The following is a 14541-nucleotide window of genomic DNA, read 5'->3' as shown; positions in this document are numbered from 1 at the left end:
AAAACGGAGAATCCGGTGAAAACGGCCCTGCTTTTACAAACGCTGGAACAACAGCTTGCACGTCTGCAGGCACGTATCGCGCCGCTTTCCGCGCACGCCACGCTGAGCGCCCGCTTTGACCGTCAGCTGTTCCAGACGCGCAGCACCCAAATGCAGGCCTATCTTGATGAGGCGAACGCCCATTTTCAGGAGTTAAAGCACGCCGTCGAGCAGCAACAGCTGCCACAGGTTGCCTGGCTTGCTGAACGCCTCGCGGCGCAAATTGAAGCCATCAATCGGGAAAGCGAAGCCTGGTCGCTGCGTGTGTGGGACAGCGCCTCGCCGGGGTTACGTCGCTGGCAGCGTAAGCGGCTGGAAACACAGGAGTTTGAGCGTCGTCTGCTGGAGATGAAGCAGCAACGCCAGCAGCAGTATCAGCAGGCGACCACGCTCGACGATCAACAGCGTCTGGCCCGCGAAATTACCGCCTTTGACGGTCGACTTGCCCGCTGCCGTCAGGCGCTGGAAGAAATAGAACGAGTGCTGGCGCGCATCACGCGCTAAAGGAGAAAGTATGTCGCTGGAAAACGCGCCCGATGACGTCAAGCTGGCGGTCGATTTAATAGAACTGCTGGAGAGCAACCAAATCGCCCCGGAAATTGTGCTAAGCGCGCTGGAGATGGTGCGCAAAGATTACATCAACAAGCTGAAAAGCCGCCCGGATGAGGCGCCTTAGCGCCCAGGACACGATCTGTAGGCCGGATAAGCGCTGCGCCATCAGGCACGCCGCCGTATATTGCCGGATGGCGGCGTTGCCTTATCCGGCCTACGGATTAATCGGCAATCATATCCTTGCCGTCATTTTTACTGTCGCGCTTCACTTCCGTCACTTCATCGCCCTTCTCATTGTGCAGATGCACTTCCAACTGGTTGAAGGCGATATTGATGTCGTTTTCGCGACACAGACGGTCGATGGTGCGGTTCAGTTCATCGACGGTGTAGCTGCGGTCGCGCAGTTCACGCACGTACAGACGCAGTTCGTGATCCAGCGTGCTGGCACCAAAAGCGGTAAAGAAGACCGACGGCTCCGGATCGTGCATCACCTTCGGATGCTCCATCGCCGCTTTCAGCAGCACCTCTTTCACTTTGGTCAGATCCGATCCATAAGCCACGCCAAGGCGGATCACCACGCGGGTGATGGTATCGCTGAGCGACCAGTTGATCAGGCGTTCGGTGACGAAAGCCTTGTTCGGAATGATCACCTCTTTGCGATCGAAATCAGTAATGGTCGTCGCGCGGATGCGGATCTTGCTAACCGTCCCGGAGAAAGTGCCGATCGTCACCGTATCGCCAATGCGAACCGGACGTTCAAACAGAATAATCAGGCCGGAGACGAAGTTACCGAAAATCTCCTGCAAGCCAAAACCAAGACCTACCGATAGCGCGGCGGCCAGCCACTGTAGTTTATCCCACGACACGCCCAGCGAGCCGAACACGGTCATCGCCCCGACGGCGATAATCACGTAGTTCAGAATCGTGGTAATGGCGTAGGAGGCCCCCTGACGCATGTTCAGCCGCGAAAGCACCAGCACTTCCAGAAGACCTGGTAAGTTACGGATCAGCGCCCACGCCACCATCGAGGCGATAATGGCGAACAGCAGGCTGCCCATGGTGACGCTTTTCACCACGCTCGCCCCGGCTTCGGTGCCGTTGTAATGCCACAGGGTGATGCTGTCAAGATAGCTAAAGACGGTAATTAAGTCTGACCAGATAGCCCAGAACATCACGCCAAACAGCGCAATCATCACCAGCATGGTAATACGCAGCGTCTGCTGGTTGATCTGCTCCAGCGCGATCGCCGGTTCTTCCTGCGGTTCGGCGCCTTCGGCCCCCTCTTTCACCATATTCTGCCGACGCGCGACCGCACGACGGTATGCGATGCGTCGCGCCGCGACGCTCAGGCCGCGAAGCACGGTCTGGTAAAGCAGGTTCCAGAAGATCACCAGATAAACGGTTTCAATCCAGCGGCCAGAGAGGCGCAGCGTGGTGTAGAAATAACCGGTGGCGGTCAGCACCATCAGGCCGACCGGCACCAGCGCCAGCACGGTCATGGTGATCAGGCGCAGGCTGTGTGATTCTTTATCGCGCCAGCTTTCGCGGCACATTGGCCACATCAGCGTCGCAATCACCAGCAGGTTAAGGAAAATCACGAACTGCCCCAGTACGTCGTCCATCAGGTTCAGCGGCGAAAGCTCAGACACCACAGACCAGAAGTGCAGCGGCAGCAGCGCCAGGCTGATGCGCACAATCTGCCGACGCCAGTGGCTGGTGAGCTGTTCCGGCATATTGAAGTGGCGTACGGCAACGCCGTTTTTCTCCAGCACCTTCCAGCACAGGCCAAACACCAGCCAGAAAATCGCCAGCTTTTTACTGAATGCCCACAGCAGCGCGCTGATGTTGAGTTGCATGGTGAGCAAAATCAGGCCAATCGCCAGAATGATCAGCACCACCGGCAGCGCGCGAATGAGATCGATGAGGATAGCCTTCGGCGTATGCAGTTGGCTGTCGTTACGAAGATTACCCACCTGATCGCCGAGCTTGTCCTGATAGCTGCGCAACCACTGTAGCCGCCAGCGAATCAGCCCGGCAATCAGCAGCAGCGGAAGCCCGGCAAGGAAGGCGACAAACACGGCGGGCCACGCTTTCTCCCAGTTTACGGTGATTTTCATCGACTTAAACTGGTCTTTCAGCGCTTCCGGGAAGGACTTAATCCAGTCCCAGTCCATCGGTTTATTGCTGTTAACCCAGAATATTTGCTGCGTCAGAATAGATTTCAGGCTTTTTGACACGCTCATCAACTGCTGCTGATTGATTTGCAGGTTGATGGCCATCATCAACTGGGTGCCCAGCTGTTTGTTGATCAGATCCAGCATTTCGCGGCGCGCATCGACAATTTGCAGCAGCGCGTCGTGCACTTCGCTATCCACTTCGCTGCTATGCCCTTCCTCCAGTTTGGCGACGAATTCATCGCTCTGGAACAGGGCATCACGCTGTTGGTTAATCTCAAACTGTTCGAGTCGCAGGTCGGCGATGCGGGTGGTCATATCCTCCAGTTCATCCGCCGACGGCAGCGTCTGCTGCTGTTGATAAAGAATACGCGACAGCAGCAGGCTTCCCTTCAGGACGGCAATCTGCTCTTTTACGTTACGTTCAGATTGCAGCGCGCGGTCGAGCCAGGTTTTCACCTTGATATTCTGTTGCACCAGTTGGTTACCGCTTTCGGTGGCGGTAATCAACTTCTGGCTTAACTGATGGTTAACTTCCAGCTCCTGCTTCACCAGCGGATTGCCCTGAATGCGGGCGGTCTCTTCCGGCGAGGCGTTTTCAGCGGCGGTTTTTTCCGTCAGCGTCAGGCGCTTGCTGTTCACCGCTTCCTGCAGCAGTTGAAGCTGGTGCTCCAGACGCGTGCTGTAAGCAGTCACGTAGTCACGTTGTTTTTGCAGGGTATCCTGCAAAGAGGTATTGCTGGCGAGGCTTTTACGCTGTAGCTCAATTTCGGCGTCGAGCAGCGTTTTCTGCACCTGTAGCATCGTCTGCTGGGTCGGCCGCAGCCCGTCCCCGACGGTGTTCGCGTTCAGGCTGTTTCGCACCTGCAGCAGTTGCTGCGAGGCTGAGTTCATGGCGTTCTGTACGCGCTCTGGCTGGGTTTGCAGCGAAACCAGCTGGCTGTTGTAAGTGGCAAGGTCGTTTTGCGCATTTTGCAAATCGTCAACGGCCTGCGAGACGCGAGCTTCCAGCTGGCGCAGGGACAGCGTGCTCAACGTTTTTCGCGTTTCTTCATCACTATCAACGTCGCTCAGCGCATTGAGATTATCGGTGGCCTGACGCAGCTTGAGCGGAGCTTGATCCACCTGTTTTTGCAGCGCCGCGGTTTCCGCCTTCACGTTGTCGATTTTATCCAGCAGCTGCAGAGTCTCCGTGAGGTCCTGCTGAACCAGTTTTTCCTGCGGCGTCAGGTCTTTCTTGTTATTCAACGCCGATAGCTGATCCTGGACATCGGCGCGGTCAGGAATATCGCTACCGTTTAGCGCGCGCGCCTGCGCCGTGGCTAACGAGAAAAGAAAGCAGACAATAATAATGAAAAATGCGGAAATCGTGGCCCGAGGGCGGATATTATGCAGCATAATTTTAACATGAGTGGTTGCTAAAGCCGGTGAAAAACCGGGGATAAATGCCCGCGCAGAATAGCACTTCTGGCTACAGGCGAAAAGTCGCAGAATCCAGGATTATTCCTGGTAATTAAGGAAGGTTCAGGCCGGCGTCTCGCCGCGCAGCGTCGGGCAAAATTGGTACATCTCGAGCAGGATGGCGACATAAGCCTGCGCCTCTGCCCGTAGGTCGAACGAAGTTGGGGCAAACAGCCAGTTTTCCATCAGCCCGGAAATATAGCTGCGGGTGAGAATAGCCGCGCGGCGACTGAGCAAATTAGCCGGTAAGACGTTGGCTGCCACACAGTCATTTAACGTCTGTTCAATGCGATCGTAACTTTCTAAACATAAATTACGCTGTGCCTGTTGCACTACGGCCATTTCACCGACAAACTCACATTTGTGAAAAATGATTTCCATCATCAGACGTCGGCGCTCTTCGAGCACGGTAGCTTCGAGAATGTAAACCAGGATTTCCCTCAATACTGAGAGTGGATCCCCCGGGTATTTTGCCCGATACTCAATCTCAAGATCGCTGATGCTGGATTCTGATAACGCCCAGATTTCGTTAAACAGATCCGACTTATCCTTAAAGTGCCAGTAGATTGCCCCACGCGTCACCCCAGCCGCTTTTGCAATCTCGGCGAGTGAAGTAGATGATACCCCCTGCTGTGAGAACAACCGTAGGGCAACATCCAGTATGTGCTGACGCGTAGCTTGCGCTTGTTCTTTGGTTTTTCGTGCCATAGGTCGGTGAAATTGCAGGGGTTAGATTTACATACATTTATGAATGTATGTACCATAGTATGACGATAATACAAACGCAGCAATGGGTTTGTGGACGCTTGTTCCATTGATCAATTTGAAATCGGACACTCGAGGTTTACATATGAACAAAAACAGAGGGTTAACGCCTCTGGCGGTCGTTCTGATGCTCTCAGGCAGCTTAGCGCTAACAGGATGTGACGACAAACCAGCTCAGCAAGGAGCACAACATATGCCAGAAGTTGGCGTTGTGACGCTCAAATCTGAACCTCTTGTAATCACGACAGAATTACCGGGACGTACCAGCGCCTTCCGTATCGCGGAAGTTCGTCCGCAGGTCAGCGGTATTATTCTGAAGCGCAACTTTATCGAAGGTGGCGAAATCACAGCGGGCGAATCGCTGTATCAGATTGATCCGGCAACTTACCAGGCGTCTTATGAAAGTGCGAAAGGTGATTTAGCGAAAGCCGAAGCGGCAGCGAACATCGCCAAACTGACCGTCAGCCGTTACTCTAAACTTCTGGGTACTCAGTACATCAGTAAACAGGATTACGATACCGCCCTGGCCGATGCCCAACAGGCTAACGCCGCCGTTGTCGCCGCAAAAGCCGCCGTAGAAACCGCGCGTATCAACCTGGCTTACACCAAAGTCACCTCGCCTATCAGCGGACGCATTGGTAAGTCTTCGGTCACAGAAGGCGCACTGGTACAGAACGGGCAAACCACCGCGCTGGCCACCGTTCAGCAGTTGGACCCTATCTATGTTGACGTTACGCAGTCCAGCAACGACTTCCTGCGCCTGAAGCAGGAGCTGGCGGATGGCAAACTGAAACAAGAAAACGGCAAAGCGAAAGTGGATCTGGTGACCAACGACGGCATCAAATATCCGCAGAGCGGCACCTTAGAGTTCTCTGACGTGACCGTTGACCAGACGACCGGTTCTATCACGCTGCGCGCGATCTTCCCGAACCCAGATCATACGCTGCTGCCGGGCATGTTCGTGCGTGCACGTCTGGAAGAAGGTACCAACCCGACTGCACTGCTGGTGCCTCAGCAGGGTGTCACCCGTACGCCACGTGGCGACGCGAGTGCGCTGGTTATCGGTGAAGGCGATAAAGTTGAAACCCGCCAGATTGTTGCAACCCAGGCCATTGGCGATAAATGGCTGGTGACCGAAGGTCTGAAAGATGGCGATCGCGTCATCATCAGCGGTCTGCAAAAAGTGAAACCTGGCGTTCAGGTAAAAGCCCAGGAAGTCACTTCTGACGATAAACAGCAAGCCGCAGCGGGCGCTGCTCAGTCAGAACAATCCAAGTCTTAACTTAAACAGGAGCCGTTAAGACATGCCTAATTTCTTTATCGATCGCCCCATATTTGCGTGGGTGATCGCCATCATTATCATGCTGGCTGGGGGGCTATCGATCCTCAAATTGCCGGTTGCGCAATATCCGACGATTGCGCCGCCTGCAATTTCGATCACAGCCATGTACCCCGGTGCTGACGCCGAAACGGTGCAGAACACGGTTACTCAGGTTATCGAACAGAATATGAACGGTATCGATCACCTGATGTACATGTCCTCCAACGGCGACTCCACCGGTACCGCAACCATCACGCTGACCTTCGAATCCGGTACCGATCCGGACATCGCTCAGGTTCAGGTACAGAACAAGCTCGCACTGGCAACGCCACTTCTGCCGCAGGAAGTTCAGCAGCAGGGTATCAGCGTTGAGAAAGCGTCCAGTAGCTTCCTGATGGTCGTCGGTGTTATCAACACCAACGGCACCATGAACCAGGACGATATTTCTGACTACGTGGCAGCGAACATGAAAGACGCCATCAGCCGTACCAGCGGCGTGGGCGACGTTCAGCTGTTCGGTTCTCAGTATGCGATGCGTATCTGGATGGACCCGAACAAGCTGAACAACTTCCAGTTAACGCCGGTTGATGTCATCAGCGCTCTGAAAGCGCAGAACGCCCAGGTTGCGGCAGGTCAGTTAGGTGGTACGCCGCCTGTACCTGGCCAGCAGCTGAACGCCTCTATCGTGGCGCAGACCCGACTGACGAATACCGAAGAGTTTGGCAACATTCTGCTGAAGGTCAATCAGGACGGTTCACAGGTTCGCCTGCGCGACGTTGCGAAAATTGAGCTCGGCGGTGAAAGCTATGACGTGGTAGCGAAGTTTAACGGACAGCCGGCTTCCGGTCTGGGGATTAAACTGGCGACCGGCGCTAACGCCCTGGACACCGCGAATGCCATTCGCGCTGAACTGGTGAAAATGGAGCCGTTCTTCCCGTCAGGCCTGAAAATCGTTTACCCGTACGACACCACCCCGTTCGTTAAGATCTCGATTCACGAAGTAGTGAAAACGCTGGTCGAAGCGATCATCCTGGTGTTCCTGGTGATGTATCTGTTCCTGCAGAACTTCCGCGCGACGTTGATCCCAACCATCGCCGTACCGGTCGTCCTGCTCGGGACCTTTGCGGTGCTTGCCGCGTTCGGCTTCTCGATAAACACCCTGACGATGTTCGGGATGGTGCTCGCCATCGGGCTATTGGTGGATGACGCCATCGTGGTGGTCGAGAACGTTGAGCGTGTGATGGCCGAAGAGGGCCTGCCGCCTAAAGAAGCGACGCGTAAGTCCATGGGCCAGATTCAGGGCGCACTGGTCGGTATCGCGATGGTGCTGTCTGCGGTATTTATCCCGATGGCCTTCTTCGGCGGTTCTACCGGTGCTATCTATCGTCAGTTCTCCATCACTATCGTTTCGGCGATGGCGCTGTCGGTACTGGTGGCGTTGATTCTGACGCCGGCGCTGTGTGCCACTATGCTGAAACCTATTCAGAAAGGCAGCCATGGCACAACCACCGGTTTCTTCGGCTGGTTTAACCGGATGTTCGAGAAGAGCACGCACCACTACACCGATAGCGTAGGCAACATTCTGCGCAGCACCGGTCGTTACCTGCTGCTGTATCTGATCATCGTTGTCGGCATGGCGTTCCTGTTTGTACGTCTGCCAAGCTCGTTCCTGCCGGACGAAGACCAGGGCGTATTCCTCAGCATGGCGCAGCTGCCTGCCGGTGCGACCCAGGAACGTACGCAGAAAGTGCTGGATGAGATGACCGATTACTATCTCACCAAAGAGAAAAACAACGTTGAATCCGTCTTCGCCGTAAACGGCTTCGGCTTCGCGGGACGTGGCCAGAACACCGGTATAGCGTTCGTGTCGCTGAAAGACTGGAGTGAACGTCCGGGCGCAGAGAACAAGGTTGAAGCGATTACCGGTCGTGCGATGGGCTACTTCTCGCAGATTAAAGACGCGATGGTGTTCGCCTTTAACCTGCCGGCTATCGTAGAACTGGGTACCGCAACCGGCTTCGACTTCCAGCTGATTGACCAGGCGGGTCTGGGACACGAAAAACTGACCCAGGCGCGTAACCAGCTGTTCGGGATGATTGCCCAGCACCCAGACGTGCTGACCGGCGTACGTCCTAACGGCCTGGAAGATACGCCGCAGTTCAAGATTGATATCGACCAGGAAAAAGCCCAGGCGCTGGGTGTATCCATCAGCGACATCAATACCACTCTCGGCACGGCCTGGGGCGGTAGCTACGTCAACGACTTCATCGACCGCGGTCGTGTGAAGAAGGTGTACCTGATGTCTGAAGCGAAATACCGTATGCTGCCGGAAGATATCGGCAAATGGTACGTTCGCGGTAGCGATGGTCAGATGGTGCCGTTCTCCGCATTCTCTACTTCACGTTGGGAATACGGCTCACCGCGTCTGGAACGTTACAACGGTCTGCCATCCATGGAAATCCTGGGTCAGGCGGCTGAAGGTAAGAGTACCGGTGAGGCCATGAACCTGATGGAAGAACTGGCGGGTAAACTGCCTGCGGGTATCGGCTACGACTGGACGGGGATGTCCTACCAGGAACGTCTGTCCGGTAACCAGGCCCCTGCCCTGTACGCGATTTCCCTGATCGTCGTCTTCCTCTGTCTGGCAGCGCTGTATGAGAGCTGGTCAATTCCGTTCTCGGTTATGCTGGTGGTTCCGCTGGGGGTTGTCGGTGCGCTGCTGGCCGCAACGCTGCGCGGTTTGACCAACGACGTTTACTTCCAGGTTGGTCTGTTGACCACCATCGGTCTATCGGCGAAAAACGCCATCTTGATTGTTGAGTTTGCCAAAGACCTGATGGACAAAGAAGGTAAAGGTCTCATCGAGGCGACGCTGGAAGCGGTTCGTATGCGTCTGCGTCCAATCCTGATGACCTCGCTGGCCTTTATCCTCGGTGTAATGCCGCTGGTTATCAGTTCCGGTGCAGGCTCCGGTGCGCAGAACGCCGTTGGTACCGGCGTAATGGGCGGGATGGTCACGGCGACCGTACTGGCTATCTTCTTCGTACCGGTGTTCTTCGTGGTCGTGCGTCGTCGTTTCAGTCGTAAAAACGAAGACATTGAGCACAGCCATAAGGTTGAGCATCACTAAAACGCTCTCACCGAAAGGGCCGCGCAAGCGGCCCTTTTTTTTATCCCATTGCCAACAATCTTAAAACGTCTATTTTTTAATCATTCATTAATAAATGTGAATCGTTGAGTCCCTGTAATAATAAAAATAACGTGGACTGTTAATTTTAAGAATTTGAGATTTATCTTTAATTTATTTCGAATAATCTGGAAAATGCGTATTCTCTTTAAAAAAATTAGGAATTTTCCTAACATAAATGAACGCACCAACCCTGGCAAACCGCTGTCTAAGCTTATGAATCGACATAGCCTGTAACCTCTTCTGAAGCAAAACAAGACGTTAGCTTTTCTCTGCTCATTCATATGGGTGAGAAGAAGAAAAATTTAACCGTCTGAGATTTAATTGTAATTTTTCGTAATAGCTCGGTGAAATCTTTTGCGGAGTAGATTATAGTTACAGCAGATCAGGAACAGGTGCACGTTTCAGGTTGCCAGCAGTACCATCCCACACCGGTATTTGTTATTCGTTGTTTGCACTACGACAAGGGGGATGCGTTATGGACGAATACTCACCAAAAAGACATGATATCGCACAGCTTAAGTTTCTTTGTGAAACCCTGTATCATGATTGTCTTGCCACACTCGAAGAGAGTAACCATGGCTGGGTGAATGACCCTACCTCGGCGGTTAACCTGCAGCTTAATGAGCTGATAGAACATATTGCGACGTTCGCACTTAATTATAAAATTAAGTACGACGACGATAATAAACTGATTGCACAGATTGACGAATATCTGGATGATACTTTCATGTTATTCAGCAACTACGGCATTAATAGCGTCGACCTGCAAAAATGGCGGAAGTCAGGGAACAAACTCTTCCGTTGTTTTGTCAATGCTAGCCGTGCTAACCCTGTTAGCCTGTCTTGTTAAAATTATTACAATCAATGGGTGAATTATGTCTGATAAACCACTAACTAAAACCGATTATTTGATGCGTCTACGCCGCTGTCAGTCTATTGACACGCTGGAACGCGTTATTGAAAAAAATAAATATGAACTCTCTGATAATGAGCTGGCGGTATTTTACTCAGCAGCCGATCATCGTCTGGCAGAATTGACGATGAATAAACTGTACGACAAGATCCCTTCAACCGTGTGGAAATACATCCGTTAATTTTTCTGTTTCATGCATGACTTCTCCCTGTTATGTGACTGATTGTGTGAATGGCATCACATCGACGAGTGGGGAACGTTCCCAAATCGCTAATCACCTTTTAAGGTGATGGCTCTATAAAAGGGAGACGCCCATGAGCGATGAAAAACGTAAGATGATTGCCGGCGAGCATTATCGCCCGGCCGATGACACGCTAAGAACGGACAGGATCCGCGCAAGGCAGCTTATTCACCGATATAACCATACGGCTCCGGATGAAAAAGCCGAACGCACAGCGCTACTCAACGAACTGCTCGGCAAAGGTGACGATGCTTATATCGAGCCAACGTTCCGCTGCGACTATGGCTACAATATCTTTCTTGGCGCCAACTTCTACGCTAACTTCGATTGCGTCATGCTCGACGTCTGTCCGATTCATATCGGCGATAACTGCATGCTGGCACCGGGTGTACATATCTACACCGCCACTCATCCCCTCAATGCCATTGAACGCAATAGCGGTATCGAGTTCGGCAAACCGGTGACAATCGGCCACAATGTGTGGATTGGCGGACGTGCGGTGATTAACCCCGGCGTGACGATTGGCGATAACGCGGTGATTGCTTCCGGCGCTGTTGTCGTGAAAGATGTTCCAGCCAATGCCGTTGTCGGCGGCAACCCGGCCCGCGTCATCAAGATGTTAGCTTGATAACAGCAACAGACTGTTATGCTTTTTTGCAACCAATCTGTTACTTTCTGCATGGATTAACGCAACATACAATAGGCTATTCCGCCTAACGTTGCCGAGCAAAAGATGTCAGAGATCCAGCGATTACTCACGCAAACTATTGATGAACTCAACGCCCGCGAAAAGCGCGACAACCGGCCGCGCTTTAGTATCAGCTTTATTCGCAACCACCCCGGCCTGTTCATTGCCATGTACCTCGCCTTCTTCGCCACCCTGGTGGTGATGATGCGTTCCGACACGCTGGCCGATTCGGTTTGGCTACTGTGGCTGCTGTTTGCGCTACTGAACGGCTTCTTCTTCTTCGACGTCTATCCGCGCTACCGCTACGAAGATATCGATGTGCTGGATTTTCGCGTGTGTTACAACGGTGAGTGGTACAACACTCGCTTCGTACCACCGGAGTTGATTGACAATATCCTGCACTCTAACCGCGTCGACGGTCAGTACAAAACGCAGCTGCAAAAAATGGTCACCACCAAGGGCGACCTGTCGTTCTACGACGTCTTCACCCTTGCCCGCGCCGAAGCGGCGCAATAAGCCGCTGTAACGTCCGTATTGCCGGTGCAAACTGTGAGGCGGACGTATTACCATAGCCCAACACCAACCCCGTACGGGCATGCTGACGGTCGAGATAAAATGTGCTGAGCGCGCTGGGCGTCATCTGATGCGCACGCGCCTGGCGCACCAGCGACACGTCATCAATGCCGTCAATAGCGACCGTCATATGTAACCCGCCCTCACCCGCCATTAATTGGTGCGGAACGCTTAATTCCTCTTCCAGCGCCGCGCGTAGCTGCGCCTGACGCTTGCGGTACAGACGGCGCATCGCCGCCAGATGTCGGGCATAGTGTCCTTCCTCAATAAAGCTCGCCAGCGCCCGCTGCTCCGCCCGATGTCCACCGCGCAGCAGCGCACGAATAGCAGGTTGTGCCGCCTCCACCAGCATCGGCGGCAGGACCATAAATCCAATGCGCAGCGATGGAAATAACGTCTTGCTGAAAGTACCGAGGTACACCACCGGCGCGTTGTCGTCCATGCCGCGCATCGCCGGAATAGGCTCACCGCTGAAGCGAAATTCACTGTCGTAGTCATCTTCGATAATCCAGCAGCCATGCTGGCGCGCATATTCCAGCAGCGCCAGCCGTCGCGCCACGCTGAGCACCCTGCCGGTCGGATACTGATGCGAGGGTGAAGTAAAGATCAGCGTCGGCGGCGGCAAATCATCGGCAATTCGCATTCCTTCGTTATCGACCGCCACGCCCTCCAGCACAAGCCCCGACGCCAGAAACGCGCTTTTCGCGCCGAAGTATCCCGGCTCCTCTACCCATGCTCTCTGTCCCGGTTCACTCAGCAGATGGGTGCAGAGATTCACGCCTTCCAGCGCCCCTTCCGTGATCACAATTTGCCGCGCATCGCAGTCGATACCCCGCGATAGCGCCAGATGCCGGGCAATCGCCGCCCGCAGCGGCCACTCTCCCGCCGCATCGCCGTAGCCAAGCAGGCTGCTACCCTGTTCGCGCAAAACGCGATCCAGCAATCGACGCCACAGCGGCAAAGGAAAGTAGTTGATAGCCGGCGTGCCGGGGGTGAACAGGAGCGGCGGCGTATCGCGAGGCTGTACCTGCGGCAAATCCAGCAGGCGTTCCGGCAGTGAGACCGGGATACAGTCTGTGGCCCCCGCCGTCTGCGGTAGAGACGCCACCCGGGAGCCACGACGATCGCGACGTAGATAACCTTCCATCGCCAGCTGATCCAGGGCGGCGTTGACCGTATTACGTGAAATGCTCAGCCGCTCGGCCAACGTCCGAGAACCAGGAAGCCAGCTCTGCGCCTGGAGCTGTCCGCACAGGATGGCGTCTCTGAGCGCCGCGTACAGGCTGCGTTGCAGCGTCTCCGCACCGCGCGCCGCAAGCGCATCATTCAAGAGAGTAAAAAAGGGATCGTCGGGAATATTCATGGCTGCTCCTCGTGGCACCATCAAAAGATACTCTGGTGGCACTTTTTATGGAACCAGCAAAGCCCTACGCTCGGCGTATTGTCTATTTCCCTAAGGAGAGGTTATGAGTCAGCTCAATCAATTTGGTCAGCTAATTGGCGATGCCCTGCCGGACTGGCAGCCGCGCCCGTATCCGCAGCGCGTGGTGCTGGAAGGTCAGTATTGCCGTCTGGAACCGCTAAGTCTGCAACATGCTGATGCGCTCTTTGCCGCCCATCAGCAAGCGGCGGATACCCGCAACTGGACGTGGCTGCTGCGTGAGCCAGAGGGATCGGTGGAAGAGTATCGTCAGTGGATCGCCGGCGTGGAATCCCTTCAGGATCCGCTGCACTTTGCGGTAATAGATATCCGCACCCAGCAGCCAGTGGGCTCGCTGGCACTGATGCGTATCGACCCAAATCATGGGGTGATGGAAGTGGGGCATGTTCACTTTTCGCCACTGCTTAGCCGCACGCCCGCCTCGACGGAAGCGCAGTGGCTGTTGATGCGCTACGCCTTCGAGACGCTCGGCTACCGTCGCTATGAATGGAAATGCAACAGTTTCAATGAACCCTCACGCCGTGCGGCACTACGTTTAGGTTTTCAGTTTGAAGGACGTTTTCGCCAGGCGCTGGTGATTAAAGGCCACAACCGCGATACCGACTGGTTTTCCATTATCGACGGCGAATGGCCCGCGCTGGACCGCGCCTTCCAGGCCTGGCTTGCCGCCGATAACTTTACCGCCGACGGCAAGCAGCGCCAGTCCCTGGAGGCTTTCCGTTAACGACGTTTTTTGCGCCCCTGTACGGCTTTAAAGCGGGGGTTGGATTTACAGATCACGTAAAGACGACCTTTGCGCTTCACTATCTGACAATCCGGGTGGCGCTGTTTCGCACTGCGCAGCGAGTTAAGTACCTGCATCAGGACCCCCTTTTCACATCAACAAAGCGGCCAAAACGCTGGGTAAAGCGCGCGACGCTACCTTCGGCGGAAACGCTGCGCTGCTTCCCGGTGTAGTACGGGTGCGATTTTGATGAAACATCAATCGTGACATAAGGATATGTCACGCCTTCCAGCTCAATTTCCCGGTCCGTTTTGATGGTGGAGCCGACTTTAAAGTACTCGTTAGCGCTGGTGTCGTGGAATACCACGGTACGGTAATGGGGGTGGATGTTCTCTTTCATCTGAGCCTCAATTAATATGTTATAACATAACAATTACGATACGCCGTCAAAAAGCGCTT

At 54.3% G+C, this 14541-nt stretch carries 14 protein-coding genes; 9 read left to right on the top strand and 5 right to left on the bottom strand.

Annotated features, from left to right (window positions below):
* Positions 1 to 15 precede the first annotated feature (15 nt).
* Both priC and rsmS read left to right on the top strand, forming a co-directional pair.
* Entirely contained in the window at positions 16 to 543 is a 528-nt protein-coding gene (gene priC, locus K7B04_RS11550; RefSeq protein WP_163445956.1) for a primosomal replication protein N'', read from the top strand.
* Positions 544 to 553: 10 nt separating this feature from the next.
* Positions 554 to 715: a pleiotropic regulatory protein RsmS gene (rsmS, locus tag K7B04_RS11545; RefSeq protein WP_163445955.1), complete on the top strand. Its 162-nt coding sequence runs from the start codon at positions 554 to 556 to the stop codon at positions 713 to 715.
* A 97-nt stretch (positions 716 to 812) separates the two neighbouring features.
* Here rsmS and mscK read toward each other — a convergent pair whose 3' ends face one another.
* Both mscK and acrR read right to left on the bottom strand, forming a co-directional pair.
* The gene (gene mscK / locus K7B04_RS11540; protein WP_163445954.1) at positions 813 to 4163 is read right to left on the bottom strand and encodes a mechanosensitive channel MscK; all 3351 of its coding nucleotides are present in this window, start codon (positions 4161 to 4163) and stop codon (positions 813 to 815) included.
* Positions 4164 to 4289: 126 nt separating this feature from the next.
* Positions 4290 to 4934, bottom strand: a complete 645-nt coding sequence (gene acrR, locus K7B04_RS11535; RefSeq protein ID WP_163445953.1) for a multidrug efflux transporter transcriptional repressor AcrR — start codon at positions 4932 to 4934, stop codon at positions 4290 to 4292.
* A 142-nt stretch (positions 4935 to 5076) separates the two neighbouring features.
* Between acrR and acrA the strand changes: the two genes are divergently transcribed.
* From acrA to K7B04_RS11505, 6 genes are all read left to right on the top strand, one after another.
* Positions 5077 to 6273, top strand: a complete 1197-nt coding sequence (acrA, locus tag K7B04_RS11530) for a multidrug efflux RND transporter periplasmic adaptor subunit AcrA (RefSeq protein ID WP_163445952.1) — start codon at positions 5077 to 5079, stop codon at positions 6271 to 6273.
* 22 nt (positions 6274 to 6295) lie between these two features.
* Positions 6296 to 9442, top strand: a complete 3147-nt coding sequence (acrB, locus tag K7B04_RS11525; RefSeq protein ID WP_064547999.1) for a multidrug efflux RND transporter permease subunit AcrB — start codon at positions 6296 to 6298, stop codon at positions 9440 to 9442.
* A 535-nt stretch (positions 9443 to 9977) separates the two neighbouring features.
* Positions 9978 to 10352 (top strand): Hha toxicity modulator TomB, encoded by a 375-nt coding sequence (gene tomB / locus K7B04_RS11520; protein ID WP_064547997.1) that lies wholly within the window; start codon positions 9978 to 9980, stop codon positions 10350 to 10352.
* A 25-nt stretch (positions 10353 to 10377) separates the two neighbouring features.
* Positions 10378 to 10596: an HHA domain-containing protein gene (locus K7B04_RS11515; protein ID WP_064547995.1), complete on the top strand. Its 219-nt coding sequence runs from the start codon at positions 10378 to 10380 to the stop codon at positions 10594 to 10596.
* Positions 10597 to 10729: 133 nt separating this feature from the next.
* A complete protein-coding gene (gene maa / locus K7B04_RS11510; RefSeq protein ID WP_223804051.1) occupies positions 10730 to 11284 on the top strand; it encodes a maltose O-acetyltransferase in 555 nt (184 codons plus the stop codon).
* A 105-nt stretch (positions 11285 to 11389) separates the two neighbouring features.
* Complete coding sequence (locus K7B04_RS11505; RefSeq protein ID WP_163445950.1) at positions 11390 to 11860, top strand: YlaC family protein; 471 nt, start codon at positions 11390 to 11392, stop codon at positions 11858 to 11860.
* Here K7B04_RS11505 and K7B04_RS11500 read toward each other — a convergent pair.
* Positions 11829 to 13280 carry a PLP-dependent aminotransferase family protein gene (locus tag K7B04_RS11500; RefSeq protein ID WP_223804050.1) on the bottom strand — a complete coding sequence of 484 codons (1452 nt, stop codon included), beginning with the start codon at positions 13278 to 13280 and terminating at the stop codon, positions 11829 to 11831. The genes K7B04_RS11505 and K7B04_RS11500 overlap by 32 nt on opposite strands.
* 103 nt (positions 13281 to 13383) lie before the next feature.
* Between K7B04_RS11500 and K7B04_RS11495 the strand changes: the two genes are divergently transcribed.
* Positions 13384 to 14082 (top strand): GNAT family protein, encoded by a 699-nt coding sequence (locus K7B04_RS11495; protein WP_163445948.1) that lies wholly within the window; start codon positions 13384 to 13386, stop codon positions 14080 to 14082.
* Here the strand turns inward: K7B04_RS11495 and ykgO are convergent.
* Together ykgO and K7B04_RS11485 are read right to left on the bottom strand one after the other, a co-directional pair.
* Positions 14079 to 14219 carry a type B 50S ribosomal protein L36 gene (ykgO, locus tag K7B04_RS11490; RefSeq protein ID WP_003859006.1) on the bottom strand — a complete coding sequence of 47 codons (141 nt, stop codon included), beginning with the start codon at positions 14217 to 14219 and terminating at the stop codon, positions 14079 to 14081. The two genes, K7B04_RS11495 and ykgO, sit on opposite strands and share 4 nt — an antisense overlap.
* The gene (locus K7B04_RS11485) at positions 14219 to 14482 is read right to left on the bottom strand and encodes a type B 50S ribosomal protein L31 (RefSeq protein WP_223804049.1); all 264 of its coding nucleotides are present in this window, start codon (positions 14480 to 14482) and stop codon (positions 14219 to 14221) included. Before K7B04_RS11485 ends, ykgO begins: the two co-directional genes overlap by 1 nt.
* Positions 14483 to 14541 lie beyond the last annotated feature (59 nt).

Source organism: Kluyvera sp. CRP (assembly GCF_019930565.1).
Taxonomy (GTDB): Bacteria; Pseudomonadota; Gammaproteobacteria; order Enterobacterales; family Enterobacteriaceae; genus Kluyvera; species Kluyvera georgiana_A.
This window is presented reverse-complemented; position numbering and strand designations above follow the sequence as displayed.